We start from the raw sequence: 25015 nt of genomic DNA on the forward strand, positions 1-25015 counted from the left end.
CCTTTCTGTCAGCGTGCAGCTTGATTCGGGTGCGGAGGTCGTGCGTCGTTCTGGTGTAGAGCCGTTGATCTCGATCACTCCGCAACACGTACGTGTAGTACACGGCGCCTCCCTTGGCGCGAATAGTTGGAACGGCACTAGACGCAGAGTTGGGCGGCGCTCCTCATCTCCTTGACGACCGCCGCGGGGTCGGCGGTCCCGAAGATCGCCGAGCCTGCCACCAGGACGGTCGCGCCGTGCTCGGCCAGCGGGCGGGCGTGCTCCACCTTGACGCCGCCGTCCACTGACACCTCGACCGGGCGGCCGCCCAGCAGCGTCCGGACGTGGCGGATCTTGGGATAGGCGCTCGGGATGAACTTCTGGCCGCCGAAGCCGGGGTTCACCGACATCACGAGCACCAGGTCCAGGTCGTCGAGCACGTACTGGAGGGCCTCGGGGTGCGTGGCGGGATTCAGCGCGGCGCCCGCCTTGGCCCCCAGCTCGCGGATCTGGGCGAGCGCGCGCTGCAGATGCGGGCATGCCTCCACGTGGACGGTCACCATGTCGGCGCCCGCGGAAACGAAGTCGGCCAGGTAGCGTTCGGGCTCCACGATCATCAGGTGGACGTCGAGGGGCAGCCGGGTGCGCTTGCGGATCGCCTCCACGACCACGGGGCCGATCGTGATGTTGGGGACGAAGCGCCCATCCATCACGTCCACATGGAGCTGATCGGCGCCGCCGGCCTCGACGCGCGCGATGTCGTCGGCCAGCGCGGCGAAGTCGGCAGACAGGATCGAGGGCGCGATCTTCACGCGCCCATCTTATCAGAGCGCTCGGCTCCGCCCGACCGGCGGAACCTGAGCGCGGTGAATCCGTCGGTGTCGTGGCGGTCCGGGCGGCACCGCAGCACGCCGTCGGGGTCGAGCGGCAGCGGAAAGGCGGCGGGCGGGTCGAGCCGGAAGTCCGGCCGGGTGGCCAGGAAGGCCCGGGCCACGTCGTTGTTCTCCTCGGGCTCGAGCGAGCAGGTGGCATAAACGAGCCGGCCGCCGGCCCTGACCATCGTCGCCGCCGCGGCGAGGATCGCGCCCTGGCGGGCGGCGTTGGCCGGGAGGTCCTCCGGCCGCCGCCGCCACTTCACCTCCGGGTTGCGGCGCAGCACCCCGAGATTCGAGCAGGGCGCGTCCACCAGCACGGCATCGCACGCGGCGCTGAACTCGAGCGCCAGCGTCTCGACCGTGCCGTTGAGCGTCCGGACGATGGTCACGCCCAGGCGCGCCGCCGCCTCGCCGACCAGCGCCAGGCGCGCCGGCTGGGGATCGAAGGCCAGCACGCGACCGCGGTTGTCCATGAGCTGCGCCAGGTGCGTCGTCTTGGTCCCCGGCGCGGCACAGACGTCGGCGACCGTCTCCCCGGGCTGGGGTTCGAGCAGGCGCGCGACGAGCATCGAGGCCTCGTCCTGGACGGCGAAGTCGCCGTCGGCGAACGCGCGCCAGTCCCCCGGACGCCCTCCGTGCCCGGCCACCAGGCCCTCCGGCGCGTGGGTGGTGGGCTGCACGGCCAGGCCTTCCTCCTTCTCGAGCCGCCGGGCGAGCGCCTCGCGAGTGGAGCGCAGGGTATTGGCCCGCAACGTGAGCGGTGGGCGCTCGTTCAGCGCCCGCATGAGGGCCTCGGCCTCGCCCACCCCGTAGCGCGCGACCCAGCGCGCGCCGAGCCACGTGGGGAACGAGCAGCGCGTCGCCAGCGCGTCCACCGGATCGGCCGGTGGCTTCGGCTCGCGCTCGCGGAGGCCCCGGCGGGCGAGCGAGCGCAGCACCGCGTTGACGAATTCGGCGACGCCGGGCTTGGCGCCCCGGCGGGCCAGGCTCACGGCATCGTTGACGGCGGCGAACGGCGGCACGCGCTCGAGGCAGGCGATCTGGTAGGCGGTCAGGCGCAGGAGCACCAGCGGCACCGGGTCGAGCGCGTCGAGAGGACGCTTGCAGTGGGGGGCCAGGATCCAGTCGAGGTAACGCTGCCAGCGCAGCGTGCCGTAGACCAGCTCCGTGGCCAGCGCGGCGTCGCGCGCGGCAAGCTTCCGCCGCCCGAGCTCGGCCTCGAGCGCGAGGTCGGCGAAGGCGCCGTCGGTCAGCACGCGCTCGAGGACGCGGGCCGCCGCCGCCCGCGCCGGCGCGGGCGCGCTCATGGTTCGAGGAAGGCGGGCCGCAGGAACCGGGCCCCCGCGGCGAGCCGCGCGCCCCGCAGATATTCGGGCCAGGACATCCGGCGCTTGTTCTCCGGCTGCACCTCGATGGGCAGGACGGCGCCGTCCGCGGTCGCAATCACCAACCGGTCTTCGTGGGGACTCAGCATGCCCGGCGGATTCAGATGGCCCGAGCCGACCACGGTCGCGCGCCAGACCGTCAGGCGCCCGGCCCCACTCGTCGTCAGCGCTCCCGGCCAGGGGTTGCAGCCGCGAATCACGTTGACCAGCTCCCGGGCCGGACGGTCCCAATCGAGGTAGCCGTCCGATCTCTTGAGGCGGGGCGCCGGTGGTCCTCCTTCGCGTGGTTGGGGAACCGGCGTGATCGAGTCGAGGCGAGCGAGCGTCTCGATCAGGATGTCGGCCCCCAGCGCCGAGAGCCGCGCCGCCAGCTCGCCGGCGGTTTCCTCGGGCCCGATCGGGACGGGCTCGGATTGCAGCAGGATCGGGCCCGTGTCCATGCCCTCGTCCATCTGGAAGGTCGTGATTCCGGTGACGGTCTCGCCCCGCATGATCGCCCGCGCGACCGGGGCCGCGCCGCGGTAGCGCGGCAGCAGCGAGGCGTGGACGTTGATGGAGCCGCGCGCCGGCACCTCCAGCACCGCCTTGGGCAGGATCTGGCCGAACGCGACGACCACGGCGACCTCGGGCGCGAACTCGCGCAGCCGCGCCGGCCACTCGGGCTCGCGCAGGCGCGCGGGCTGGAGCACGGGGAGGCCGGCCGCCGTCGCCCGCACCTTCACGGGCGGGGGCGTCAGCCGCTGGCCGCGGTGGGCGGGACGATCCGGCTGGGTGACCACCGCGACGACCTCGTGCCGGCGGAGCAGGGCATCCAGGGTGGGCAGCGCGAACTCGGGCGTGCCATAGAAGAGGACCTTCACCGCTTCACCAGACGTACGCGAGGCCGGCGCCGGTTAGAGCGCGAACGCGTGGTGGGACGCGCCTTCGGAGAGGCCCTCTTTCTTGATCTTCCGCTTGATGCGGTCGCGCGTCACCGGATCGAGCCGGTCGATGAAGAGCACGCCGTCGAGGTGGTCGATCTCGTGCTGGAGCACCCGGGCCAGCAGGCCGCGGGCGTCCATCTTCACCGTTTGTCCGCCGAGGTCGAGCGCCTCCACCCTGACCCAGGCGGAGCGCGTCACGGGCGCGAAGATCCCCGGGATCGACAGGCACCCTTCCTCCGCCGTGGCCTGGCCGCTCTGCTCGGTGATCACCGGGTTGATCAGGGCGCGGGCCTCGCGCGTCTCCTCGTCGCCGACGACGATGAGCCGGAGCGAGATGCCCACCTGCGGCGCGGCCAGGCCGATGCCGACCTCGTCGTACATCGTGTCCACCATGTCCGCGACGATCGTGCGGATCTCCGGCGTGATCACGCCCACGGGCTCGGCGCGCCGCCGGAGAGTCGGGTCGCCGTACTTGCGGACTTTCAGAACGGCCATTCGACCGGGTCCACCTCCACGTCTATGATACCGCGACTCCGCGGAGCTCGATCCGAGCCGAGCGTCCGCAGCGCGTCGGCGACCACACGCGGCAGATCGTCTCCGCCCTTCACGACAATGCGCCGCGCCCGGGCGCGGCGGTCCGGGATCGCGGGATAGACCGTCAGCCCGGATCCGCCCGGGAGGGCCGTGGCGACGGCGTCCGCCAGCCGCTGGACGGCGGCGGCATCGGGGCCGCGGGCCGTGATGAGCGCCAGTCGCCGGAACGGCGGGTAGCCGAGCTCGGAGCGGAACCGCAGCTCGGGCCGGTAAAAGGCGGTGAGATCCTGCCCGGTGACGGCGGCCAGCGCATAATGGGTCGGGTTCTGCGACTGCACGATGAGGGCGCCGTCGGGCCGGACGCGCTCGGCGGCCGCCCACAGCAGGGCGAACGTCCGCTCGGCCGCGCGGAAGTCGGGCACGCCGAGCATCTGGTCGGGCGACACGAAGCCCGCCAGCCCCAGCGACGCAGGGCCGAAGAGCCGGAGCGCGCCGCGAGTGCCGATCACGATCTCGGCGGCCAGCGCCGCCGCCCGTTGGCCCTCGCCCCGCCGGCTGCGGGCGGCGTCCGGATCGTAGCGGACGATGCGCGCGCGGGCGAAGCGGCGGCGGACGGCGTGCTCCACGCGCTCGGCGCCCCATCCGAACGGCGCCAGGCGGCGGCCCTGGCAACCGGCGCAGGTTTCGGGCAGGGCGACGCTGGCGCCGCAGAGCCGGCAGGCCAGCGTGCGGCCGGCGGGCGAGTAGGCCAGCGCGATCGCGCACGTCCGGCACCGGAGGATCGCGCCGCACTCGTCGCAGCCCAGCGCCGAGGTCAGGCGGCTCACCGCCAGGAAGACGCGGCGCCCGGTGGCGAGCGTCTCGCGGATCGTCCGCGCCAGCACCGGCGTCAGCGCTTCGCGCCGCGCGATGCCGCGCGTGTCGGCCACGGTCACGGTGGGCCAGGGCGAGGGGCGGACGGGGACCATGCGGGCGCGGCCGCTGTCGGCCCGCCACCACATCTCCACACTGGGCGTCGCCGCCGTGAAGAGCGCACGCAGGCCCTCGCGCGCGGCGCGCTCCAGCGTCACGTCGCGCGCGTGCATCCGCGGAGCGCCCGGCGGCTTGTGGGCCGCCTCGTGCTCGTCGATCATCGCCAGCGTCGCGCCGGCGGGCAGCGGCGCCAGCAACGCCGAGCGCGTCCCCACGCCCAGTCTGGCGGCGCCACTGGCGAGGTGCATCCACCCCGCCGCCCGCTCGGCGTCGGCGACGCCCGAGTCCAGACGCACGACGGGCCCGATCTTGGCGAGCCGCTGCGCCCAGCGTCCCGCCGCCTCCACGTCAGCCGTAAGGAGGAGCGCCGGCGGCTCCGCCGCGGCGATCAGCTCGAGCAGCTTCGCTTCGCGGCCGGCTCCGATGAAGAGCTCAGGAGCCGGGGGAGCCGGGACGTCCCTGCGCTCAGAAAGGTCCCTACTTCGCTGGGGACGTCCCCGCTCCCCCGGCGGTGTGACTTGGGGCGGTGGGAGGAGGGCGAGGCAGGTCGAGCCGAAGCTGGTCAGGCTCTCCGCCGCCATCCAGCCGATCAGGTCGAGCGGCGCGGGCGAGAGCAGCGGAACCTCGTCGAGGAGGCGGAGCACGGGCTTGAGCCGCTCGTCGTCACCGTCGCGCAGCGCCACGACGACGCCCACCCGCGACCCTCCCTTGAGCGGCGCCACGACGCGCTGCCCCCGCGCGAGCGTCCAGCCGTCGGGGACGCGATAGGAGAAGGGATGCGCGATCGGGGCGTCGAAGGCGACGTCCGCGATCATCGCGTCCGGCGGCGGTCGTACTCCCGTTTGGCGAGCTTGAGGTCTTCCCAGGCCATGCGCCGGTACTCCGGGCCGGGATTGCGGAGCAGGAACGCCGGGTGAAACGTGGGGATCAGCACGGCCGAGCCGAACGGATGGAGGCGACCGCGCAGCTTGCCGATCGGCTCGCGGGTTCTGAGCAGGGTCTGGGTGGCGATGCTTCCCAGCGCCAGAACGACCTTGGGTTGGAGCACGGCGAGCTGCGCCGCGAGAAACGGCGCGCAGGTGGCCAGCTCGTCGGGCTCGGGATTGCGGTTGGATGGGGGGCGACACTTGACGGCGTTCGTGATGTAGACTTCGTCGCGCGAGAGTTTCACCGACTCCAGCATCTTGGTGAGAAGCTGTCCCGCGCGCCCGACGAACGGCTTGCCCTGCGCGTCCTCGTCGGCGCCGGGTCCCTCGCCGATCACCACCAGCTCGGCGCGGGCGCTGCCCGAGCCGAAAACGACGGTCGTCCGTGCCTCGCAGAGCCGACAGCGGCGGCAGCCCTGGAGCGCGTGTTCCTGGGCCTGCAGCGCTTCCTCCGGCCCCATCAGATAGGCGCCGCCGAGCGGCAGCTCGCTCACGCCGAGGTCCCGATGGTGGCGCAGCGTCGCCCCCAGCGCGCCGAGGGCCTCGGCCAGCGCGGCCCGCGGGTCGGCGCTCAGGGAGACACCCGGTCGGCGGGCCGCGCGGCGGCCGCGCTGCGCAGGGCCAGGATGTGAGTGAGAATGGCATCGGCCACGGCCGACTTGGCCATGCGCGGCAGCGCGCGCTGGCCGCCCCAGCGGTCGATCAGGAGCACCTGGTTGTCGTCGGTGTCGAAGCCGATGCCCTTCTGGCTGACGTCGTTGGCGACGAGCAGGTCGATCCCCTTGCTGGAGAGCTTGGCCCGGGCGTTGGCGACGACGTCCTGCGTCTCGGCGGCGAAGCCCACCACGAAGGCGCCTGTCTTCCGGGCGACAACCTCGCTGAGGATGTCGGGGTTCGGCGTCAACTCGAGCGTGAGGTCGCGCTTGCCCTTGATCTTCGTCGTGGCCAGGTGCCGGGGGCGGTAGTCGGCGACGGCCGCCGCCTTGATGACGATGGTGGCGCCGCCCGCGTGCTGGAGCACAGCCTCCCGCATCTCCTCGGCCGTCTGCACCGGGACGAAGACGGCGCCGGGCGGCGGCGTCAGCGCGGTGGGGCCCGAGATCAACGTCACCACCCGCGCGCCGCGACGGAGCGCGGCGACGGCGAGCCCGAAGCCCATCTTGCCCGAGGAGCGGTTGGAGATGTAGCGCACCGGGTCGAGCGGCTCGCGCGTCGGGCCGGCGGTGATCAGCACCCGCTCGCCCGCCAGGTCACGGACGGGGTTGAGGATCGTCAGCAGGGCCTCGATGATGTGCTCGACCTCCGGCAGCCGTCCCTTGCCGCTGAGCCCGGAGGCCAGCTCGCCCGCCTCGGGCTCCAGCACCGTCACGCCGCGCTGGCGCAGCGTGGCGACGTTGGCGACGACGGCGGGATGATCCCACATGCCGCCGTCCATGGCCGGCGCCATCAGCACCGGGCAGCGGGCGGCGAGTAGCAGCGTCGTCAGGAAGTCGTCGGCGAGCCCGTGGGCGGCCTTGGCCAGCAGATTGGCCGTGGCCGGCGCCACGATCATGGCCTGGGCGCGCTCGGCGAGGGCGACGTGCTCGACGGCCTCCGGGCTCTGCGGGTCGAAGAGGTTAGAGAGGACCGGCCGGCCGGAGAGGGTGCGGAACGTCAGCGGGCCCACGAACTCGCGGGCGTGCTCGGTCAGGCAGACGGTGACCCGGGCGCCCAGCCGCACGAGCTCGCGCAGCAGGTACACTGCCTTGAAGGCGGCGATGGACCCGGTGACGCCGAGGACCAGCTCCTTGCCGTCGAGCGCCATCAGGCCTTCGTCTCGCCCTCGTCCTTCATGCGGTACTCGATCTTCGACTGCGAGATCTCCTCCAGCGCGGCACTGGTCGGTTTCTTGTGCTTGCTCTCCACCCGCGCCGGCGCCCCCCGGTTGATCTGGCGGGCGCGCTTGGCGGAGAGGACGACGAGCAGGTAGCGGTTGGAGACCTTGTTGAGCGCGTTTTCGAGCGATGGGAATGCCATCAGTGACGAACCTCCTTCTGCGGCAGATCTAGATCGGGCAAACCGAGCACGAGGCGGCTGATCCGCGCGCGCTCGGCCACGATGATGGCCGTGAGCCGGTCGACGGCCTCCTTCAGGTCCCGGTTCACGATCAGGTAATCGTATTCTCGCCACATCGCGATCTCTTCGCGGGCCCGCTCGAGCCGGCGCGCGATCTCCCGGTCGGCATCCGAACGGCGCTCGCGCAGGCGCTGCTCCAGCTCGGCCATCGAGGGCGCGACGATGAACACCAGCACGGCTTCGGGGTAACGGCGCCGCAGCTGCGCCGCGCCCTGGGTGTCGATGTCGAGCAGGATGTCCCGACCGGCGCTCTGCGCCTCCTCCAGCACGCTGGCCCGCGTGCCGTAGAGGTGGCCGTGCACGGTGGCCCATTCCGCGAACTCGCCCCGGGCCCGCAGATCGCGGAACCGCGCCTCGGCCACGAACCAGAAGTCGGTGCCGTCGATCTCGCCCGGTCGCGGCGCCCGCGTCGTGTAGGACACGGAGTAGGCGAGATCGGGGAGCCGCAGGCGCGCCTCGCGGCACAGGGTCGTCTTGCCCGCCCCGGAGGGTGCGGAGACGACGAAGAGCGCACCCCGACGCCGGATCAACCGCCGGCACTCCCCTCGCTGGCGAGGCGCCGCGCCAGGTCCCTCCGTCTATTCAAGGTTCTGAACCTGTTCCCGCATCTTTTCGAGAACGCCCTTGGCGGCGAGGGCGGCCTGGCTCAGCTCGAGGTCGTCGGCCTTGGCGGCGACGGTGTTCACTTCCCGGTTGAGCTCCTGGATCAGGAAGTCGAGCTGCCGTCCCACCGGCCCGCCCTTGTCGAGCGTCAGCGCGAAATCGTCCAGGTGCACCCGCAGCCGCACCAGCTCCTCGGTCACGTCGGTCTTCTGCGCCCACACCGCCACCTCGGTGATGATGCGCGCCTCGTCGAGCGGGAGCTCGCCCAGCAACGAGCGCAGCCGTTCCCGCAGCCGCTCGCCGCGGCGCGCCGCCGCCAGCGGCGCCCGCCCCGCCATCGCGCTCGTGTGCGCGGCCAGCTCCGCCACGAGCCCCCGCAGCTCGGAGACGAGCGCCGCTCCCTCGGCGGCGCGTCGCGCGACCAGCGCGTCGAGCGCGTCGCCCAACGCCTGCGCCAGCAGGGGCCACGCCGCCGCGGCGTCGAGGGGCAGCGCGTCCTCGAGCTCAGTCACGCCCGGGCGCTCGAGCAGCCACGCTACCGTCCCCTCCTCGGTCAGGCCCAGCTCGCTGGCCAGCGCCCGCGCCTCGGCGAGGTAGCGCCGCGCCAGCGCCGTGTTCACCCGTACCGCCTGCGCCGACTGACCGGCCGCGGGCGTGAGCTGCACCGCGACGTCGATCCGCCCGCGCTCGAGCCGTGACTGGATGAGCCGCCGCGCCTCCATCTCGAGACTCGCCAGCGCCGGCGGCAGGCGCACCGCGATGTCGAGATGGCGGTGGTTGACGGAGCGTGTCTCCACGGTGAACGCGCAGGTGTCCCCGATGGATTCCGCGCGACCGAACCCGGTCATGCTGCGGATCATCGGAGGGCCTTGGCGGGGGCGACTCGGGTACCGCTCATCGCTGGATGATAGGCGAAAATCGCTTGTAGTGTCAATGTGTTGCGGTTGCTACCGGAGCCGGACCCCGCTCGAGGCGGGCCTGCTGCGCGGGCGGGGCCGGACCCTCGCCGGGGCTCAGCTGGAGCTGGGGACGGGGCCGCGACGGTTCGACCGCCGCGTCGCCAGCGCCGCCGCCACCAGATGGTCGATGTAGAGAACGTTGAAGGGCTTCGGGATGTAGGCGAACGCTCCATGCTTCAGTGCCTCGGCGAAGGCCGTCTCGGTGGCGTTTCCGCTCACCATGAGGACCGGGATGTTCGGGTCGGCCTTGCGGATACGCTTGAGCACTTCGATGCCGCTCATGTCGGGGAGCTTGATGTCGAGAAGGACGAGATTCGGACGCTGCCAGAAGAGGGTCGCGATCGCGTCGGAGCCCTTCGAGGCGGTCTCGATTGCATACGCCTGCTTCGAGTCGCGCAGGACAGCGCTCAGCATTTCAACGACTGTGGGGTCGTCGTCGACGATCAGGATTCGGACCGGGTTCGGATTGCTCACCAGGGGTCACGACGCCACGGGGCTCTCGAGGGGGAGATGGAAGCGCGCGCGGCGGGCCCGGAGAGGCTGATCATGGTGTCAATGGAAGGACAGCAAACCAGGTACCAAGCCAACCGGACCGCGCAAGCCCCGATGATTCTTCGCGTCTCGGTCGGGACCCGTCGCGGCCGCGATGGCAACCGTGCCAGGGCGACAACCGCGTCGGGGAAAATGTCCCCTAAACGAACGACGACCCGCCGCCTCGAGTGCGCCGGTCGGCACGCGGTCCCGAGGGCTTTTTGACACCATCTGATGGAGCGACGTACACTCCGGAATCCTCAAGGAGGATCCTGCTGGCGAAGATCGTGCTGGCCTGGACCATCGTCTTCTTCATCGTGTTCTTCAACACGTTTCAGGGAGCGCGGAGCGTCCACGCGGACTTGATCCACTCCGCGCGCTTCCTGGGCGCCAACGAGCGCCAGGTCATGACCACGGTGATCGTCCCCTCGGCCCTGGCCTGGACCTTCGCCTCCCTCACGCCCTCCATCTCGTTCGCGCTGATCGGCGTCGTCGTCGGCGCGTTCCTGGGCGGCGAGTCCGGAGGCGGCCTCGGCTACCTGATCATCCAGTCGCTCGGCACGCTCAATGCCGCGGACATGATGGTGGCGCTGCTCACCCTGGGCGTCATCGGCAGCGTCATGGCCCTGGGGATCAAGCAGGTCGAGATGCGGCTGCTCCGCTGGCGGCCGGAGTACCGGAGCCGCCCATGACGCGCGCGACCATCGCCACGCTGGCGGCCCTCTTCCTGGCGGGGACCGCCGCCGTGGCCGTGGCCCGGTTCTTCGGCGGGTCGGGCTCGCGCGGGTCCATCCTCGCATCGGTGACCGCTCACTGGCTGGGCGCCTACGCGCTGTGGACCTTCGCCGGCGGCCTCGCCCTCCGCTACGGCGCCCTGAGCGTCTACGACAGCACGCTCTTCGGTCTCCTGGCGCTGGGTATGGGCTTCTGGCAGTACCGGACGCGCGTCCGGGCCGGCCGGGAGCCGGCGCTGGCGGTCTTCGTGGGCGGCCAGCTCGCGTGGCTGGCCATCGTCGGGGCCCAGAACGGCCTGTTCGGCCCCTGACGGCCGGCTCCGCCGGCGCCGTCGTGTCCGCAAAACTTTGCCGCCGTCCGCCCGCCGCGTTGCACGGTCCCCGACCTTCCCACTTGGACTAGACAACCGCGTGATCGTGCGGATCGGTAGCGGGGAGCACCGCTGCGGGCCGGGAGCCCTGCTGACGATTCCCGCCAAGACCCGTCACCACGTGCGCAACCCCGGCCGCCCGCCGCTTTTCTTCGTGACCGTTTACGCGCCGCCCGCGTGCTAGTGCCGTTCCAACTATTCGCGCCTAGGAAGGCACCGTGTACGTCGTTCGTGGACAGATTTAGTATCAACAAGTTGGAACGGCACTAGCCCGCGCGGGCGCTCGGCCCGCGGGCTTGTGGTCACCGCGCGCCTGGTATTAGATGGTTGAGTGAGCGATTCGCGCGGCTCGATCGCCCGGCTCGAGGCCAGCATCGTCCGGTGCATCGTCGGCAAGCCCGAGGTGGTCCGCCTGGCCGTCGTGGGGCTTCTGGCCCGCGGCCACGTGCTGATCGAGGACGCGCCGGGAGTGGGCAAGACGACGCTGGCCGCCGCCCTGGCCCGTTCCATCGGCGGCCAGTTCCAGCGCATCCAGTTCACCTCCGACATGCTGCCGTCCGATATTCTGGGCGTCTCGGTGTGGCAGCCCGACCGCGCAGAGTTCATCTTCAAGCCGGGTCCGCTCTTTGCGAACATCGTCCTCGCGGACGAGATCAACCGGACGACGCCGAAGACCCAATCGAGCCTCCTGGAGGCGATGAACGAGGCGCAGGTCTCCATCGACCACGCGACCTACCCGCTGCCGCGGCCGTTCATGGTGCTCGCGACCCAGAACCCCCGGGAGTACGAGGGCACGTATCCGCTCCCCGAGTCCCAGCTCGACCGGTTCCTGCTGCGCATCCGCATCGGCTATCCCGAGGCCCCGGACGAGAAGGCGATCCTCCGCGGCGCCGCCGCGCCCCCCGAAACGCTGGCGCCGGCCCTCGACAGCGCCGCCGTCGTCGCGCTCCAGGAGCAGACCGGGCGCGTGCGTGTGGAAGAGTCGATCCTCGATTACCTGATGAGGCTCGTGGCCGCCACGCGCACGTCGCCCCTGCTGAGTCTCGGCGTCAGCCCCCGCGGGTCGCTGGCCCTGCTCCGGGCGGCCCAGGCCTCCGCGCTGGCCGATGGCCGCGAGTACGTGGTGCCCGACGACATCAAGCGGCTCGCCGTCGCGGTGCTCGCCCACCGCGTGATCCTCCGCGCCGGCGGGATCGACGGCGACGCGGCGGTCCGCTCCATCCTGCAGGAAATCCCCGTCCCGCGGTGAGGCGGGTGGCGTTCTGGTGGCCACCGCGCTTCCTCCGGCCCCACCGCACGATCCATCCGACGCGCGAGGGCTGGTGGTGTCTGCTCGTCGCGGTCGGGCTCGGCTTCACCGCGATCAACAGCGGCAATAATATGCTCTACCTGCTGGAGTCCATGCTGCTGGCGCTCATCATCGTCTCGGGCGTCCTCTCGGAGCAGTCCATGCGCCGGCTCCGGCTCGCCGCCCTCGTGCCCGACGAGATCTACGCGGGACGCCCGGCCATGCTGGGCGCCACCGTGGCCAACGCCAAGCGTCGCCTGCCCGCCCGCTCGATCGCACTGGAGATTCTCGACGGGAGGCGGGTGATCTATCTGCCCCGCTTGGCTGCGGGCGCCGAACGGGTGGTGACGTGGGAGCAGACCTTCCCGGCGCGGGGCCGACAGCGGGTGGCCGGGCTCCGCGTGACGACGCGGTTTCCTTTCGGGCTGTTCGTCAAGGCCGGGCCGGTCCAGCTCCAGTCGGAGATCGTCGTCTACCCGGCGGTGGGGCCGGTGGCGGCCGACCGCCTCCGCCCGACCGCGGGCGCCGCCGCCGCCGCCCTCCGGCGCCGCGGCCGCGGCCAGGACCTGCACAACCTGCGTGAGTACCAGGACGGCGACGATCCGCGACTGATCCACTGGCGCGTGACCGCCAAGACTGGAGTGACGACGGTGCGTGAGCTGGAGGCGGAGGCAGCCGGCGACGTGCGGCTGGTCCTGCGGGGAACGGGCGCGCGCGATCCGGTGCGGCTCGAGCGCGGGCTCTCGGAGGCGGCATCGCTGGCCGGACATTTCACCCGGCAGGGCGCCGCGGTGTCGCTTGTCGGGGCCGGGCTGTCCGTCCGGCGGGGCCGTGGCCGGGAGCACGAACGCCAGCTCCTCACGGCGCTCGCGCTCTACGCGCCTGGGAGCCCGGGGCTCGCGCCAGCTCCCCGGGACGTGCGCGAGCCGGAAAGGCCGATGCGCGAGATCGCGGTGGACCTCGACTGAGATGTCGGCCGAGCGCGCGCTGAGAATCGCGGCCTACCTGGTGGTGGCCACGGGCGTCGCCGCCTTGTACCTCGGCGCGCTGATCGGCCCGCTCGGCCTCGCTCTCGTCGCGCTGGCCCTGGGAATCGGCTGGCGGCTCCGCGAGCGCGCCCACCCGACCGCCGCGCTCGGCGGCGTGCTCGCCGCCGGCGTCGTCGTCTTCGCGGGGGTCGACTTCCTCTACCTCGCCGAGAGCCCGTTCGACGCGTTCGTGCACCTCCTGGTTCTGCTGGTGCTCCTCCGGCTCGGCACCGCCCGACGGCCGCGGGACTTCCGGGACGCGGGGCTGCTCGCCTTCTTCATGCTGGTGGCGTCGTCCGCGATCACCGTCGGCCTGGAGTTCTTCTTCGTCCTCGTCGCCTTCCTGGTCGCCGGCATCTGCATGCTCCTCCTGGCCCACGAGCTGTCCGAGACCGAGCGCGCCGGCGCGGCCGACCCGCTCCCGGTGGGCGCCGGCCTGGTGGGCCTGGGTCTGGCGGCCTCGGCGGGCGCGCTGCTCACGACCCTCGGTCTCTTCTTCGTCATCCCGCGAGTCGGCGAGGCGACCGTCGCGCTACGGAGCGCCGCGCGCCGGACGCCCATCGGGTTCAGCGACCGCGTGGAGCTGGGCGCGATCGGCGAGCTGGAGACCGACGCCGCGGTGGCCATGCGCGTCTATCTGGCGGACGGGCCGCCCTCGCCGGATCTGCTCCCACGGCTCCGCTGGCGCGGCGTCGCCCTCGATCGCTTCGATGGCCGCGCGTGGAGCGCCCAGCTTCACCGCCGCGTTCCCCTGCTGCGCTCCCCCGGCGGTCCGCTGGAGCTCGGCACCGCGCGGGGCACGGGCCGGCTCGTCACGCAAGAGGTCTTCCTGGAGCCGATCGGCACGGACGCCCTCTTCGCCGCCCCGCACGCCGTGCGCCTGCGGATCCGCGGCGGCGCGCTGGCGGACGACATGGGCGCCATCTCCGTTCCCACTCCGCTGGGCCGCGTGCAGTACACCGTGGAGTCGGAGGTGGGGCGCGCCTGGCCCGAGCGGCTGGGGAGCGTCGATGCCGCGCGCTACCTGCAGCTGCCGTCGCTGCCGCCGCGGATCCCGGCCCTGGCCCGCGAGGTCAGCGCGGGCGCGGGCAACGCGACGGCCACCGCCCTGGCGCTCACCAATTTTCTCTCCCGGGAGTTCCGCTACACGCTCAAGCTCGAGCGCACCACGGCGCTCGAGCCGCTCGAGGAGTTCCTCTTCGTGCGTCGGGCGGGCAACTGCGAGTACTTCGCTACCGCGCTGGCCGTCATGCTCCGCTCGCTGGGCATCCCGGCCCGCGTGATCACCGGCTTTCAGCAGGGAGAGTGGAACCCCTACGGCCAGCACTTCCTGGTCCGGATGGGCGACGCGCACGCCTGGGTCGAGGCCTACCTCGCCGGCGCCGGCTGGGTGACGTTCGATCCATCGCCGCGGGGCAGCGCGGGCGCGTTCGCCACCTCGAGCGGCGCCGGCCTCTGGATCGATGCCCTGCGGCTGCGCTGGTACCGCTACATCGTGAACTGGAGCCGTCAGGATCAGGTGCGGGTCGCGGCCACGCTGCGCCGGGCGGCCTGGACGGCGCAGCCCTGGCGCGTGCCGTGGCGGGCATCGGGCGATGGCTCCAACGCGGCGCTGCTGGCGCTGGCGCTCGCCACGGGTGGCCTGGCCTGGCTCGTCTGGCGCCACGCGCGCCCTGGCGCGGTGCGGATCCCGCCGCCGGCGGTGCCCGACTTCTACCGGCGCGCATTACGCTGCCTGGCGCGACGGGGGTTGCGTCCGGCGCCGGCAGAGACGGCGCGCGAGTTTTCCGCCCGCGTCGGTGCGGAGACGCCGGCTCGGGCCGCGCCGTTCGCGGTGATCACGGCGGCATACGAGGCCGTGAGGTTCGGCTCGGCGACGCTCTCTGCGTTGGACACGGCCCGGATGGATGCGTGTCTCGGGGCCCTGGCCCACTTCCGGCCCTGACACTAGCCCGGGATCTGCCCCGCCGGCGGCTGTTGCCGTTCTGACCCTGGGGTGGTCACAGGCTTGTCAGGTCCAGGGAATTTCTCCAGGCATGGGGGAGGCGCCTTCGGGATGGATCCTTTAATTCTCGACAGGTTAGGTGTCCTGTCCCTTACTGTCAACCCTGGCCCGATCCTTGCGCAATGACGGGTGACCATGGCTGGAGAAGAGATCGGCAACCAGAGCCTCGGGGGGACCTCCTGGCTCTCCGCCCTGAGACAGCCGCTCACGAAGGTCCAGGCGATCGTGGGCATCACGGCCGGGATGCTCTCCGTGGGAGGCGCTCTCTTCCCGCTGGTCGGACTTACCAGGGTTGCGACGCACGGTGAGTTCGTGGGGGTCGTGCAGGACGCGCGCTCGCGCCGGCCCCTCATCAAGGCGACCGTCGAGATCGTGACGGCGCAGAACGCCATCGTGACGACCCTGGTCTCCATGGACGACGGGCGCGTCCGCCAGAGGCTGAAGGAAGGCCAGTACCGGGTGCGCGTGACCTACCCCCGGTTCGTTCCGGAAGTCCGGCAGGTGCTGGTCATTGCAGGCCAGACCGCCGAAGTGCACCTCGCGCTGGCCCCGCGTCCCCTCCCGCCGCCTCCCCCGGCGAAGCCCGTGGAAAAGCCGGGCGCGGTCCGGCGGTTCTTCCGCAACCTCGGGATCTAGCCCGCCGTTTCGATCCTACGCGCGGCTGCCGGGCTTGATGGCCTGACTGCCGCCCTTGCAGAGCGGGCACTCCTCGGGCTGCCAGGTCGCCGCCGCCACCCGCGCCAGCGCGACGTGCTTCACCGAGAACCGGGCCGCGCCGCCGCTGCGATCGATCAGCGAGCCCACCCCCACCACGCCGCCGCCGTGCCGTTCCACGCATTCGACCACCTCGCGCGTGGAGCCGCCCGTGGTGATGACGTCCTCGACGACCAGGCAGCGCTCGCCCGGGCCGAGCGTGAAGCCGCGGCGCAGGCTCATCACGCCGCCCTCGCGCTCGGTGAAGAGAGAGCGCGCGCCCAGGGCCCGCGCGACCTCGTGGGCGACGAGGATGCCGCCGATGGCGGGCGCCAGCACCGTCGCGACGCGCGCGTCCCGGAAGGGCGCGGCCAGGGCGGCGCCCAGCGTGGCGGCGTGCTCGGGGTGCTGGAGCACGAGCGCCGATTGTAGATAAACGTCCGAGTGCAGGCCGGAGGTCAGCCGGAAGTGGCCGTGCATGAGGGCGCCGGTCTTCTCGTAGAGGACGAGCGTCTCGCGCTCGGTCATGCTTGTCGACACTCCTCCAGGATCGCGCGCGCGGCGGCGGTCGGGTCCGGCGCAGCGGTGATGGGACGGCCCACGACGAGGTAGTCGGCGCCGGCGCGGATGGCCGCCGCCGGCGTTGCCGTCCGCGCCTGATCATCAGCGTTGGGGGATCCGGGGGGCCGTGTCGGGGCCCCCCGGTCCAACATCCGAACGCCCGGCGTCACGATGACCCAGCCCTTGCCCAGGGCCAGCCGGAGCGGCGTGATCTCCCGGGGAGAGGCGACGCAGCCGTCGAGGCCCGCCTCGCGAGCCAGCCGGGCGAGGTGGAGGACATGGGCCTCGACCGTCGAGGGCACTCCGACCTCGACGTCGAGCGCGCGGCGGTCGAGGCTCGTCACCACCGTGACGCCGAGGCAGAGGGGCCGGGGCACGCCGAAGTCCGTGGCCGCCTTCGTAGCCGCCTCGGCGGCGGCGCGCATCATGGCGACCCCGCCGCTGGCGTGGACGTTGAGCATGAAGACGCCCAGGCGCGTCGCTTCCCGCACGGCCCCCGCCACCGTGTTCGGGATGTCGTGGAACTTGAGGTCCAGGAACACGCCGAAGCCGCGCTTCCGCGCCAGCTCCACCGCCGCCGGTCCCGCCGCCGTGAAGAGCTGGTTGCCGATCTTGCACCGGCTGAGGACGCCGGCCAGCCGGTCGAGCAGGGCCGAGGCGTCGGCGAGGCTCTCGACGTCGAGCGCGACCAGCAGGCGCTCGGACGGGTCAGGCGGCGCCACCGTGATACTCCTGGAGGCTCAGCACCCCCAGCTCGCCCTTCAGCAGCGCCTCGATGGCACCGATCGCCGCCTGGATGCCGTCCACGGTCAGGTAGTAGGGAATCTGGTGGATCACCGCGGTCCGGCGGATCACCGCCGAGTCCTTGCGGGCGCGGCCGTCCTCGGGCGTGTTGAACACCAGCGCGATCTCGCCCCGCTTCATGAGGTCGATGATATTGGGGCGATAGCCTTCGGCGACCTTGTGGATCACCTCCACCGCCATCCCGTGACGTTCGAGAACGCGCGCCGTCCCCGTCGTGGCGACGAGCGCGAAGCCCATCTCGGAGAGCCGCTTGGCCAGCGTCATCACCACGCGCTTGTCCGGGTTCTTGACGGTGACGAAGACCTTGCCCGACGTGGGCAGCGTCGAGCCCGCGGCCAGCTGCGACTTCAGATAGGCCTTCCGGAAGTCGCGGTCGATGCCCATCACCTCGCCCGTGGATTTCATCTCGGGGCCGAGCACCGCGTCTACGCCCGGGAACTTGATGAAGGGGAAGACCGACTCCTTGACGGCGATGTGGCCGGGCTCCCGCTCCTCCACCACGGCCAGCGGCTCGATCGAGTGGCCGAGCATCGCGCGGGTGGCGACCTTGGCCAGCGGCGCCCCGACCGCCTTCGACACGAACGGCACGGTCCGCGAGGCGCGCGGGTTGACCTCCAGCACGTAGATGACGTCGTTGCGGACGGCGAACTGCACGTTGATGAGGCCGACGACCTCGAGCGCGCGGGCCAGCGTTTTCGTCTGCGCACGGAGCATCCGGACCTGGTCGTCGCCCAGCGAGTAGGGGGGCAGCGCGCAGGCAGCGTCGCCCGAGTGGACGCCGGCCTTCTCGATGTGCTCCATCACGCCCGCCACGACCACCCGCGCGCCGTCGCCGACCGCGTCCACGTCGATCTCGATGGCGTCCTCCAGGAAGCGGTCGAGAAGGATGGGGTGCTCGGGCGAGACCCGGACGGCCTCGCGCATGTAGTTCCTCAGATCCTCCTCATCGTGTACGATCTGCATCGCCCGCCCCCCGAGCACGTAGGACGGCCGCACCAGCACGGGATAGCCGATGGCGGCGGCGATGGCCTGCGCCTCCTCCAGCGAGCGGGCGGTGGCGCCGGCGGCCTGGGTCAGGCCCAGCTCGGTGAGGAGCGCGCTGAAGCGCTGGCGGTCCTCGGCCCGGTCGATGGCGTCGGGGGAGGTGCCGAGGATGGGCACGCCCGCCGCCTGCAGGGGCACGGCCAGCTTGAGCGGCGTCTGGCCGCCGAACTGGACGATGACGCCGAGCGGGCGCTCCTTCTCGACGACGTTCAGCACGTCCTCGAGGGTGAGCGGCTCGAAGTAGAGCCGGTCGGAGGTGTCGTAGTCGGTGGAGACGGTTTCGGGGTTGCAGTTGATCATGATCGCTTCCACGCCCAGCTCGCGCAGGGCGAAGGCGGCGTGGACGCAGCAGTAGTCGAACTCGATGCCCTGTCCGATCCGGTTGGGCCCCGAGCCCAGGATGACCACCTTCGTCCGGCCGGTGGCCGGCGCTTCGTCCTCCTCCTCGTAGGTCGAGTAGAGGTAGGGCGTGTGGGCGACGAACTCCGCGGCACAGGTGTCGACGGTCTTGAAGGTGGCGACGATGCCCTGCCGCGTGCGCAACCGCCGCACGTCGTGCTCGGTCGTCCCGGTGAGCTGGGCGATCCGCCGGTCGGCGAAGCCCATCTGCTTGGCCCGGCGCAGCACCTGCGGGGCGCCCAGCGCGCTCCGGGCGATCTCGGGCTCGAAGGCCACGATCTCCCGCATGTTCTCCAGGAACCAGGGGTCGATCTGCGTCAGCGCGTGGATCTCCGGCGTCGAGAACCCGGCCCGGTAGGCGTCGCCGATCGCGAACATGCGGTCGGGGCTGGGGATGCTCAGCAGGCGCCGGAGCTCCTCCTCATCGACCTGGCGGTCCAGCGTGAGGCCCCAGCGGTCCTGTTCGAGCGAGCGGAGGGCCTTCTGCAGCGCCTCCTTGAAGGTGCGTCCGATGGCCATCGCCTCGCCCACGGACTTCATCTGGGGGCCGAGCGTAGGGTCGGCCTCCGGGAACTTCTCGAACGCCCAGCGGGGGAACTTCACGACGCAGTAGTCCAGCACCGGCTCGAAGGAGGCCGGGGTCTCGCGGGTGATGTCGTTGCGGATCTCGTCCAGTCTGTAGCCCACCGCGAGCTTGGCCGCGATCTTGGCGATGGGGAAGCCGGTCGCCTTCGAGGCCAGCGCCGAGGAGCGCGACACCCGCGGGTTCATCTCGATGACGACCAGGCGGCCGTCGGTAGGGTCAACCGCGAACTGGATGTTGGAGCCGCCGGTCTCGACGCCGATCTCTCTGATGATCGCGATGGCGGCGTCGCGCATCAGTTGATACTCTTTGTCGGTGAGAGTCTGGGCGGGAGCGACAGTGACCGAATCGCCTGTGTGGATTCCCATGGGATCCACATTTTCGATCGAGCAGATGATGACGACGTTGTCGGCCAGGTCGCGCATCACCTCCAGCTCGAACTCCTTCCATCCGATGACCGACTCCTCGACCAGGGCGGCACCCACCGGCGAGGTCTGGAGCCCCCAGCGGATCGACTCCTCCAGCTCGTCGGGGTTGTAGGCAATAGAGCCGCCGCTGCCGCCCAGCGTGAAGGAGGGGCGGATGATCACCGGGTAGCCGATCTGCCGCACGACCTCTCGCGCCTCCTCCAGGCTCCGGACCTGCCGGGACTGCGGCAGGGCCAGGCCGATCCGCTCCATCGCCTGCTTGAAGAGGGCGCGGTCCTCCGCCTTCTTGATGGCCCCGAGCTTGGCGCCGATGAGCTCCACCCCGAAGCGATCGAGGGTGCCGTCCTCGGCCAGCGCCACCGCGAGGTTCAGCCCTGTTTGCCCGCCGAGGGTGGGCAGCAGCGCCTGGGGCCGCTCGCGCTCGATGATCTTGGCGGCGACCTCCGGCGTGAGCGGCTCGATGTAGGTGCGGTGGGCCATCTCCGGATCGGTCATGATCGTGGCCGGATTGGAGTTGACCAGGACGACCTCGAAGCCTTCCTCGCGGAGGGCCTTGCAGGCCTGGGTGCCCGAGTAGTCGAACTCGCAGGCCTGGCCGATGACGATCGGCCCCGAGCCGATGATCAGGATCTTGCGGAGGTCCGTCCGCTTCGGCACGCTACCTACGCCCCGCCCCGCGCTTGCTCGCGTTGAGAATGGTCACTCCCACCAGTTGGTCCCCGCGGTACCGCAGGAGCACGCCGTCTTCGGTCCACGCATCACTCTTCGACCTGCCCGTAGACGATGGAGACTTCGGGGGCGGCTTCCTCCCGGCGGTAGAGGACGTCGTCGAGCCGGCCGCCCCCGATCCACACGGCCTCGCCGTTGCCCCAGAGCTGCTCGCCGAGCACACTGATGCGCTTCTCGACCCGTTCGCGAACGGCGTGCGCCTCGAGGGAGGCCTCGCTCTGGGTCGTGAACGAAGCCCACTCGGGCTTGTGACCTACTCCCTCCGTCTTCCGGTACGAGATCAGGTACAGCGGCATAAGGCGGCTCAGCCTCCTTTCCCGCTCCCGCTCATCAGCTCCATGAAGCGGTGAAAGAGATAGTTCGCGTCGTGCGGCCCCGGCGACGCCTCCGGGTGGTACTGCACCGAGAACACCGGCCACTCGCGGTGACGCAGCCCCTCGCAGGTGCCGTCGTTGAGGTTGACATGGGTGGTGGCCCACCCCGCGCGCTCGACCGACGCGGGGTCCACGGCGAAGCCGTGATTCTGCGCCGTGATCTCGACCCGGCCGGTGGCCAGGTCCTTCACCGGATGGTTCGCGCCGTGGTGGCCGAACGGCAGCTTGTAGGTCCGGCCGCCGGCGGCGAGCCCCAGGATCTGGTGGCCGAGGCAAATGCCGAAGATCGGCACGCGGCCCAGCAGCGCGCGGGCCGCGTCGATCAGGTAGGGGACCGCTTCGGGGTCCCCGGGGCCGTTGGACAGGCACACCCCGTCGGGCTCGAGCTCCCGCACGGCCCCGGCCGGGGTCGTCGCCGGGACGACCGTGACGTCGCAGCCGACGCTGGCGAGCTGGCGCAGGATGTTGAACTTGATCCCGGCGTCGTAGGCGACCACCCTGGCGCGCGCCGGGCCGGGCTCGCGGTAGCCGCGCGCCGGGTCCCAGATGGACTGGCGCCACGGAGCGGGCGCCTCGCTCGTCACCTCGCGGACCAGGTCGCGCCCGACCAGTCCGGGCAGGGCGCGCGCCTGTTCCTTCAACCGCGCTTCGTCCGTCTCCACCGACGCGACGATCCCGTCCTGGGCGCCCTGGTCGCGGAGGTGGCGCGTCAGCGCGCGGGTGTCGATCCCCTGGATGCCGACGATGCCGTGGGTCCGGAGATAGGCGTCGAGGGAGACCTGCCCGCGCCAGTTGGACAGGTAGGGGGAGGCCTCCTTGACGACGAAGCCGTTGACCCAGGGCCGTCGCGACTCCACGTCCTCGGCGTTGAGGCCGTAGTTGCCGATCATCGGATAGGTCATCACGACGATCTGCCCGCGGTACGACGGATCGGTCAGGATCTCCTGGTACCCCTGCATGGCGGTGTTGAAGATGACCTCGCCCCAGGCCTGCCCTACCGCGCCCAGCGCCTGGCCCCGGAACACCCGCCCATCGCGCAGTACGAGGACGGCGGGCGTCATCGGGCCACCACCTTTCCGTTCACGATCGTCATCCAGGGGCCGCCGCGGAGCGTCCAGCCCCTGAACGGGGTGTTCCGGCTGCGCGAATGAAACCGCGTGGGATCGACCGTGAGTTCCCGCTCGAGGTCGAGAATCGTGATGTCGGCCCGTGCCCCCGGCGCCAGGCTGCCGCCCGCGAGGTTGAGCACGCGCGCGGGGCCCGAGCTGAGGCGCGCGATCAGCGTCTTGAGCGGGAGCAGGCCGGGCCCCACCAGTCGGTCCAGCAGCACCGCCACCGCCGTCTCCAGGCCGACGACGCCGAAGGCGGTCTGGTCGAACTCCCCCTCCTTCTCGCTGAGCGCGTGGGGGGCGTGGTCGGTGGCCACGCAGTCGATGGTCCCGTCGGCCAGCGCCTCGATGAGCGCCTCCACGTCGCGCTTGGTGCGGAGCGGCGGATTCATCTTGGTGTTGCCGTCGAACGTCCGCAACGCCTCTTCAGTCAGCACCAGGTGGTGGGGCGTCACCTCCGCCGTCACCCGCACCCCCCGCGCCTTGGCATCGCGGACGAGGCGCACCGCCCCCGCGGTCGAGAGGTGGGCGATGTGGACGTGCGCCCCCGTCAGCTCGGCGAGGATGATGTCGCGAGCCACCATCACGTCCTCGGCCGCCGCCGGCGCCCCCGGCAGCCCCAGCTCGGTGGAGACGACGCCCTCGTTCATCGCCGCGCCCCGAGAGAGGTTGTCGTCCTCGGCGTGGCTGATGAGCGGCGTGCCGAACGGCAGCGTGTACTCCATGGCGCGCCGGTAGAGCGCCCCGTTCATGACGCACTTGCCGTCGTCGGAGAACGCCACGCACCCGGTCTCGGCCAGCTCCGCCAGCTCGGCCAGCTCCTCGCCCCGGAGCCCGCGCGTCACCGCCCCGATGGGATAGACGTGGACGCGGCCCTCGGTCCGGGCCCGGTCCAGGATGTACTCGGTGATGGAGCCGTTGTCGTTGACGGGATCCGTGTTGGCCATGCAGCAGACCGCGGTGAAGCCGCCCGCCGCCGCCGCGCGCGTACCGGTCGCCACCGTCTCCTTGTACTCGAAGCCCGGCTCCCGCAGGTGGACGTGCATGTCGATGAAGCCGGGACAGACGATCCTGCCGGTGGCTTCGACGATTTCGGTCCCCTCCGGGGCGGCCAGCCGGGGCCCGACCCGGGCGATCACCCCGCCCTCGACGAGCGCGTCCTGGACGGCGTCCACGTTGTTGGCGGGATCGATCACGCGGCCGTTGCGGATCAATAAGCTCATGCGCTCCCTCGGAGGGGGCCTCGATGGCCCCCTCCGAAGCCTCCCCCCAGGACCGATGGCGCCGGCGAAGCCGGCGCTCGAAAGAGTGCGCTGGGGGCGAGGAACACTCGTCGGGTGCGGTCACTCATGCGCTGTCTCAGCCGCGGCTGCCGGCCAGCAGGAACAACACCCCCATCCGCACGGCGACGCCTTTGGCGACCTGGTCCAGGATCACCGAGTAGGGGCCGTCGGCCACCTCGGGGCTGAGCTCGATGCCGCGGTTGACCGGTCCTGGATGCATGATCAGCACGTCGGGCCGCGCGTGGGCCTGGAGCTTGTCCAGTCCGAGCCCCCAGTAGCGCGAGTACTCCCGCAGCGAAGGGATCAGGCCGCTCGTCATCCGCTCCTGCTGCAGGCGCAGCATCATGATGACGTCCACGTCGCGGATGGCGTCCTCCAGACGGTAGCTGACCTTCACGCCCAGCTCCTGGACGAAAGGCGGGATGAGCGTGGGGGGGCCGGCGACGGTGACCGCCATGCCGAGCTTGCGCATGCCCTGGATGTTCGAGCGTGCAACCCGGCTGTGGGCGACGTCGCCGATGATCGCCGCGTGCAGCCCCTCGAAGTGGCCCTTCTTCTCACGGATGGTCAGGAGATCGAGCAGGGCCTGCGTGGGGTGCTCGTGGGCGCCGTCGCCGGCGTTGACGATCGAGCAGCCGAGCTCGCGGGCCAGCAGCTCGGCGGCGCCCGCCGACGAGTGGCGGACGACCACGACGTCCGGGCCCATGGCGGCGATGTTCTTGGCCGTGTCGATCATGGACTCGCCCTTGCTGACGCTGGAGCCGCCGACCGAGAAGTTCACCACGTCGGCCGAGAGCCACTTGCCGGCGATCTCGAAGGACGTGCGGGTGCGAGTGGAGGGCTCGTAGAAGAGATTCACGATCGTCTTGCCGCGCAAGGCCGGGACCTTCTTGATCTCGCGCGTCGCGATCTCCTGCAGCGACGCCGCGGTGTCGATCAGCAGGGTGATCTCGCTCACGTCGAGGTCGCGGATGGTCAGAAGATCCTTGCGCGTCCAGCCCATGGCTCAGGCCTCCCGGGGTCGGAGCAGGGGCCGCATCAGGCCTCCTCCGGTTCTTCGATGACCACGCGATCTTCCCCGTCGTGCTCCCGGAGGCGCACCGCCACGCTCTCGCGGCCCGAGGTGGGCAGGTTCTTGCCCACGTAGTCCGGTCGGATCGGCAGCTCGCGGTGACCGCGGTCGATCAGGACGGCGAGCTGGACCATCTTGGGGCGCCCGAGATCGATGATCGCGTCCAGCGCGGCCCGGATGGTCCGGCCGGTGAAGAGGACGTCGTCCACGAGGATGACCGTCTTGTCCTTGATCGTGAACGGGATGTCCGTGCCCCGCACCACGGGCGCGCCCCGCATGTCGAGGTCATCCCGGTAGAGGGAGATGTCGAGCGTGCCGACGGGCAGGGTGGTGCCGTCGATGCGGGCGATCTTGGCGGCCAGCCGCTGGGCCAGCGTCACGCCGCGGGTGCGCAGGCCCACGAAGGCCAGGTCCTTGGCGCCGGCGTTCCGCTCCAGGATCTCGTGGGCGATGCGGGTCAGCGCGCGGTCGAGCGAGGTTTCGTCGAGAATCTGGGCCTTCTCTCGGGACCGCGGAGGTGGGGCGCTCATCGCTGCTCCTTGCGGGCCTCGCCGGGCCTGCTTAAAGGAGTTCACTACACCGACCTAACGCACTCTACACAGGGTCTCGCCTTCTTGTCAACGTCTCTCCCCCGGCGGTGGGGGCTGCTTCCGCTCCTCGCGGCCCTTCGTATAACACTTGACGTGGACCATCTGACCCTTGACGAAG

The 25015-nt window shown here is 71.4% G+C and carries 25 protein-coding genes; 6 read left to right on the forward strand and 19 right to left on the reverse strand.

Annotation, left to right across the window (positions count from 1 at the left end):
- Nucleotides 1-137: 137 nt before the first annotated feature.
- From rpe to VGV13_21185, 11 genes are all read right to left on the reverse strand, one after another.
- Nucleotides 138-791: a ribulose-phosphate 3-epimerase gene (rpe, locus tag VGV13_21135; protein ID HEV8643589.1), complete on the reverse strand. Its 654-nt coding sequence runs from the start codon at nt 789-791 to the stop codon at nt 138-140.
- Nucleotides 788-2161 carry a 16S rRNA (cytosine(967)-C(5))-methyltransferase RsmB gene (gene rsmB / locus VGV13_21140; protein ID HEV8643590.1) on the reverse strand — a complete coding sequence of 458 codons (1374 nt, stop codon included), beginning with the start codon at nt 2159-2161 and terminating at the stop codon, nt 788-790. The genes rpe and rsmB overlap by 4 nt, the downstream gene beginning before the upstream one ends.
- Nucleotides 2158-3099: a methionyl-tRNA formyltransferase gene (gene fmt / locus VGV13_21145; protein ID HEV8643591.1), complete on the reverse strand. Its 942-nt coding sequence runs from the start codon at nt 3097-3099 to the stop codon at nt 2158-2160. Before fmt ends, rsmB begins: the two co-directional genes overlap by 4 nt.
- Nucleotides 3100-3132: 33 nt before the next feature.
- A complete protein-coding gene (def, locus tag VGV13_21150; GenBank protein HEV8643592.1) occupies nt 3133-3657 on the reverse strand; it encodes a peptide deformylase in 525 nt (174 codons plus the stop codon).
- On the reverse strand, nt 3645-5483 hold the full coding sequence (gene priA, locus VGV13_21155; GenBank protein ID HEV8643593.1) for a primosomal protein N': 1839 nt from the start codon (nt 5481-5483) through the stop codon (nt 3645-3647). Before priA ends, def begins: the two co-directional genes overlap by 13 nt.
- Nucleotides 5480-6088 (reverse strand): uracil-DNA glycosylase, encoded by a 609-nt coding sequence (locus VGV13_21160; GenBank protein ID HEV8643594.1) that lies wholly within the window; start codon nt 6086-6088, stop codon nt 5480-5482. Before VGV13_21160 ends, priA begins: the two co-directional genes overlap by 4 nt.
- 77 nt (nt 6089-6165) lie before the next feature.
- Nucleotides 6166-7398 carry a bifunctional phosphopantothenoylcysteine decarboxylase/phosphopantothenate--cysteine ligase CoaBC gene (gene coaBC / locus VGV13_21165; GenBank protein HEV8643595.1) on the reverse strand — a complete coding sequence of 411 codons (1233 nt, stop codon included), beginning with the start codon at nt 7396-7398 and terminating at the stop codon, nt 6166-6168.
- A complete protein-coding gene (gene rpoZ, locus VGV13_21170; GenBank protein ID HEV8643596.1) occupies nt 7398-7610 on the reverse strand; it encodes a DNA-directed RNA polymerase subunit omega in 213 nt (70 codons plus the stop codon). Before rpoZ ends, coaBC begins: the two co-directional genes overlap by 1 nt.
- Entirely contained in the window at nt 7610-8236 is a 627-nt protein-coding gene (gene gmk, locus VGV13_21175; GenBank protein HEV8643597.1) for a guanylate kinase, read from the reverse strand. The genes rpoZ and gmk overlap by 1 nt, the downstream gene beginning before the upstream one ends.
- Nucleotides 8237-8287: 51 nt before the next feature.
- A complete protein-coding gene (locus VGV13_21180; GenBank protein ID HEV8643598.1) occupies nt 8288-9160 on the reverse strand; it encodes a YicC/YloC family endoribonuclease in 873 nt (290 codons plus the stop codon).
- A 165-nt stretch (nt 9161-9325) separates the two neighbouring features.
- Nucleotides 9326-9745 carry a response regulator gene (locus VGV13_21185; GenBank protein ID HEV8643599.1) on the reverse strand — a complete coding sequence of 140 codons (420 nt, stop codon included), beginning with the start codon at nt 9743-9745 and terminating at the stop codon, nt 9326-9328.
- Between the two features lie 245 nt (nt 9746-9990).
- Between VGV13_21185 and VGV13_21190 the strand changes: the two genes are divergently transcribed.
- From VGV13_21190 to VGV13_21215, 6 genes are all read left to right on the forward strand, one after another.
- Nucleotides 9991-10494 carry an ABC transporter permease subunit gene (locus VGV13_21190; protein HEV8643600.1) on the forward strand — a complete coding sequence of 168 codons (504 nt, stop codon included), beginning with the start codon at nt 9991-9993 and terminating at the stop codon, nt 10492-10494.
- Nucleotides 10491-10847, forward strand: a complete 357-nt coding sequence (locus tag VGV13_21195) for a hypothetical protein (GenBank protein ID HEV8643601.1) — start codon at nt 10491-10493, stop codon at nt 10845-10847. The genes VGV13_21190 and VGV13_21195 overlap by 4 nt, the downstream gene beginning before the upstream one ends.
- 391 nt (nt 10848-11238) lie before the next feature.
- Nucleotides 11239-12156 (forward strand): MoxR family ATPase, encoded by a 918-nt coding sequence (locus VGV13_21200; GenBank protein ID HEV8643602.1) that lies wholly within the window; start codon nt 11239-11241, stop codon nt 12154-12156.
- 5 nt (nt 12157-12161) lie between these two features.
- Nucleotides 12162-13163, forward strand: a complete 1002-nt coding sequence (locus tag VGV13_21205) for a DUF58 domain-containing protein (GenBank protein HEV8643603.1) — start codon at nt 12162-12164, stop codon at nt 13161-13163.
- Between the two features lies 1 nt (nt 13164).
- On the forward strand, nt 13165-15168 hold the full coding sequence (locus VGV13_21210) for a DUF3488 and transglutaminase-like domain-containing protein (protein HEV8643604.1): 2004 nt from the start codon (nt 13165-13167) through the stop codon (nt 15166-15168).
- Between the two features lie 195 nt (nt 15169-15363).
- Nucleotides 15364-15864: a carboxypeptidase-like regulatory domain-containing protein gene (locus tag VGV13_21215; protein ID HEV8643605.1), complete on the forward strand. Its 501-nt coding sequence runs from the start codon at nt 15364-15366 to the stop codon at nt 15862-15864.
- A gap of 15 nt (nt 15865-15879) precedes the next feature.
- On the opposite strand, the gene pyrE is transcribed toward VGV13_21215, so the two are convergent.
- The 8 genes from pyrE to pyrR form a co-directional block, all read right to left on the reverse strand.
- Nucleotides 15880-16449 (reverse strand): orotate phosphoribosyltransferase, encoded by a 570-nt coding sequence (pyrE, locus tag VGV13_21220; GenBank protein ID HEV8643606.1) that lies wholly within the window; start codon nt 16447-16449, stop codon nt 15880-15882.
- A complete protein-coding gene (gene pyrF, locus VGV13_21225) occupies nt 16446-17204 on the reverse strand; it encodes an orotidine-5'-phosphate decarboxylase (GenBank protein HEV8643607.1) in 759 nt (252 codons plus the stop codon). Before pyrF ends, pyrE begins: the two co-directional genes overlap by 4 nt.
- Entirely contained in the window at nt 17191-20397 is a 3207-nt protein-coding gene (gene carB / locus VGV13_21230) for a carbamoyl-phosphate synthase large subunit (protein HEV8643608.1), read from the reverse strand. The genes pyrF and carB overlap by 14 nt, the downstream gene beginning before the upstream one ends.
- Before the next feature lie 101 nt (nt 20398-20498).
- On the reverse strand, nt 20499-20765 hold the full coding sequence (locus tag VGV13_21235) for a hypothetical protein (protein HEV8643609.1): 267 nt from the start codon (nt 20763-20765) through the stop codon (nt 20499-20501).
- An 8-nt stretch (nt 20766-20773) separates the two neighbouring features.
- Complete coding sequence (gene carA, locus VGV13_21240; protein ID HEV8643610.1) at nt 20774-21904, reverse strand: glutamine-hydrolyzing carbamoyl-phosphate synthase small subunit; 1131 nt, start codon at nt 21902-21904, stop codon at nt 20774-20776.
- Nucleotides 21901-23175 carry a dihydroorotase gene (locus tag VGV13_21245; protein HEV8643611.1) on the reverse strand — a complete coding sequence of 425 codons (1275 nt, stop codon included), beginning with the start codon at nt 23173-23175 and terminating at the stop codon, nt 21901-21903. Before VGV13_21245 ends, carA begins: the two co-directional genes overlap by 4 nt.
- A 136-nt stretch (nt 23176-23311) precedes the next feature.
- Nucleotides 23312-24238: an aspartate carbamoyltransferase catalytic subunit gene (locus VGV13_21250; GenBank protein ID HEV8643612.1), complete on the reverse strand. Its 927-nt coding sequence runs from the start codon at nt 24236-24238 to the stop codon at nt 23312-23314.
- Nucleotides 24239-24273: 35 nt separating this feature from the next.
- Nucleotides 24274-24837: a bifunctional pyr operon transcriptional regulator/uracil phosphoribosyltransferase PyrR gene (pyrR, locus tag VGV13_21255; protein ID HEV8643613.1), complete on the reverse strand. Its 564-nt coding sequence runs from the start codon at nt 24835-24837 to the stop codon at nt 24274-24276.
- Between the last annotated feature and the right edge of the window lie 178 nt (nt 24838-25015).

The sequence above is a fragment of the Candidatus Methylomirabilota bacterium genome, assembly GCA_036001065.1.
In the GTDB taxonomy this organism is placed as follows: domain Bacteria; phylum Methylomirabilota; class Methylomirabilia; order Rokubacteriales; family CSP1-6; genus MNEF01.

Coding starts and splice junctions, on each gene's coding strand:
- VGV13_21215 (HEV8643605.1), top strand. CDS start 15,364: ATGGCTGGAGAAGAGATCGGCAACCAGAGCCTCGGGGGGACCTCCTGG.
- pyrR (HEV8643613.1), bottom strand. CDS start 24,837: ATGAGCGCCCCACCTCCGCGGTCCCGAGAGAAGGCCCAGATTCTCGAC.
- rsmB (HEV8643590.1), bottom strand. CDS start 2,161: ATGAGCGCGCCCGCGCCGGCGCGGGCGGCGGCGGCCCGCGTCCTCGAG.
- rpoZ (HEV8643596.1), bottom strand. CDS start 7,610: ATGGCATTCCCATCGCTCGAAAACGCGCTCAACAAGGTCTCCAACCGC.
- VGV13_21195 (HEV8643601.1), top strand. CDS start 10,491: ATGACGCGCGCGACCATCGCCACGCTGGCGGCCCTCTTCCTGGCGGGG.
- coaBC (HEV8643595.1), bottom strand. CDS start 7,398: ATGGCGCTCGACGGCAAGGAGCTGGTCCTCGGCGTCACCGGGTCCATC.
- def (HEV8643592.1), bottom strand. CDS start 3,657: ATGGCCGTTCTGAAAGTCCGCAAGTACGGCGACCCGACTCTCCGGCGG.
- pyrE (HEV8643606.1), bottom strand. CDS start 16,449: ATGACCGAGCGCGAGACGCTCGTCCTCTACGAGAAGACCGGCGCCCTC.
- VGV13_21235 (HEV8643609.1), bottom strand. CDS start 20,765: ATGCCGCTGTACCTGATCTCGTACCGGAAGACGGAGGGAGTAGGTCAC.
- priA (HEV8643593.1), bottom strand. CDS start 5,483: ATGATCGCGGACGTCGCCTTCGACGCCCCGATCGCGCATCCCTTCTCC.
- carA (HEV8643610.1), bottom strand. CDS start 21,904: ATGACGCCCGCCGTCCTCGTACTGCGCGATGGGCGGGTGTTCCGGGGC.
- VGV13_21210 (HEV8643604.1), top strand. CDS start 13,165: ATGTCGGCCGAGCGCGCGCTGAGAATCGCGGCCTACCTGGTGGTGGCC.
- VGV13_21245 (HEV8643611.1), bottom strand. CDS start 23,175: ATGAGCTTATTGATCCGCAACGGCCGCGTGATCGATCCCGCCAACAAC.
- VGV13_21250 (HEV8643612.1), bottom strand. CDS start 24,238: ATGGGCTGGACGCGCAAGGATCTTCTGACCATCCGCGACCTCGACGTG.
- VGV13_21180 (HEV8643598.1), bottom strand. CDS start 9,160: ATGACCGGGTTCGGTCGCGCGGAATCCATCGGGGACACCTGCGCGTTC.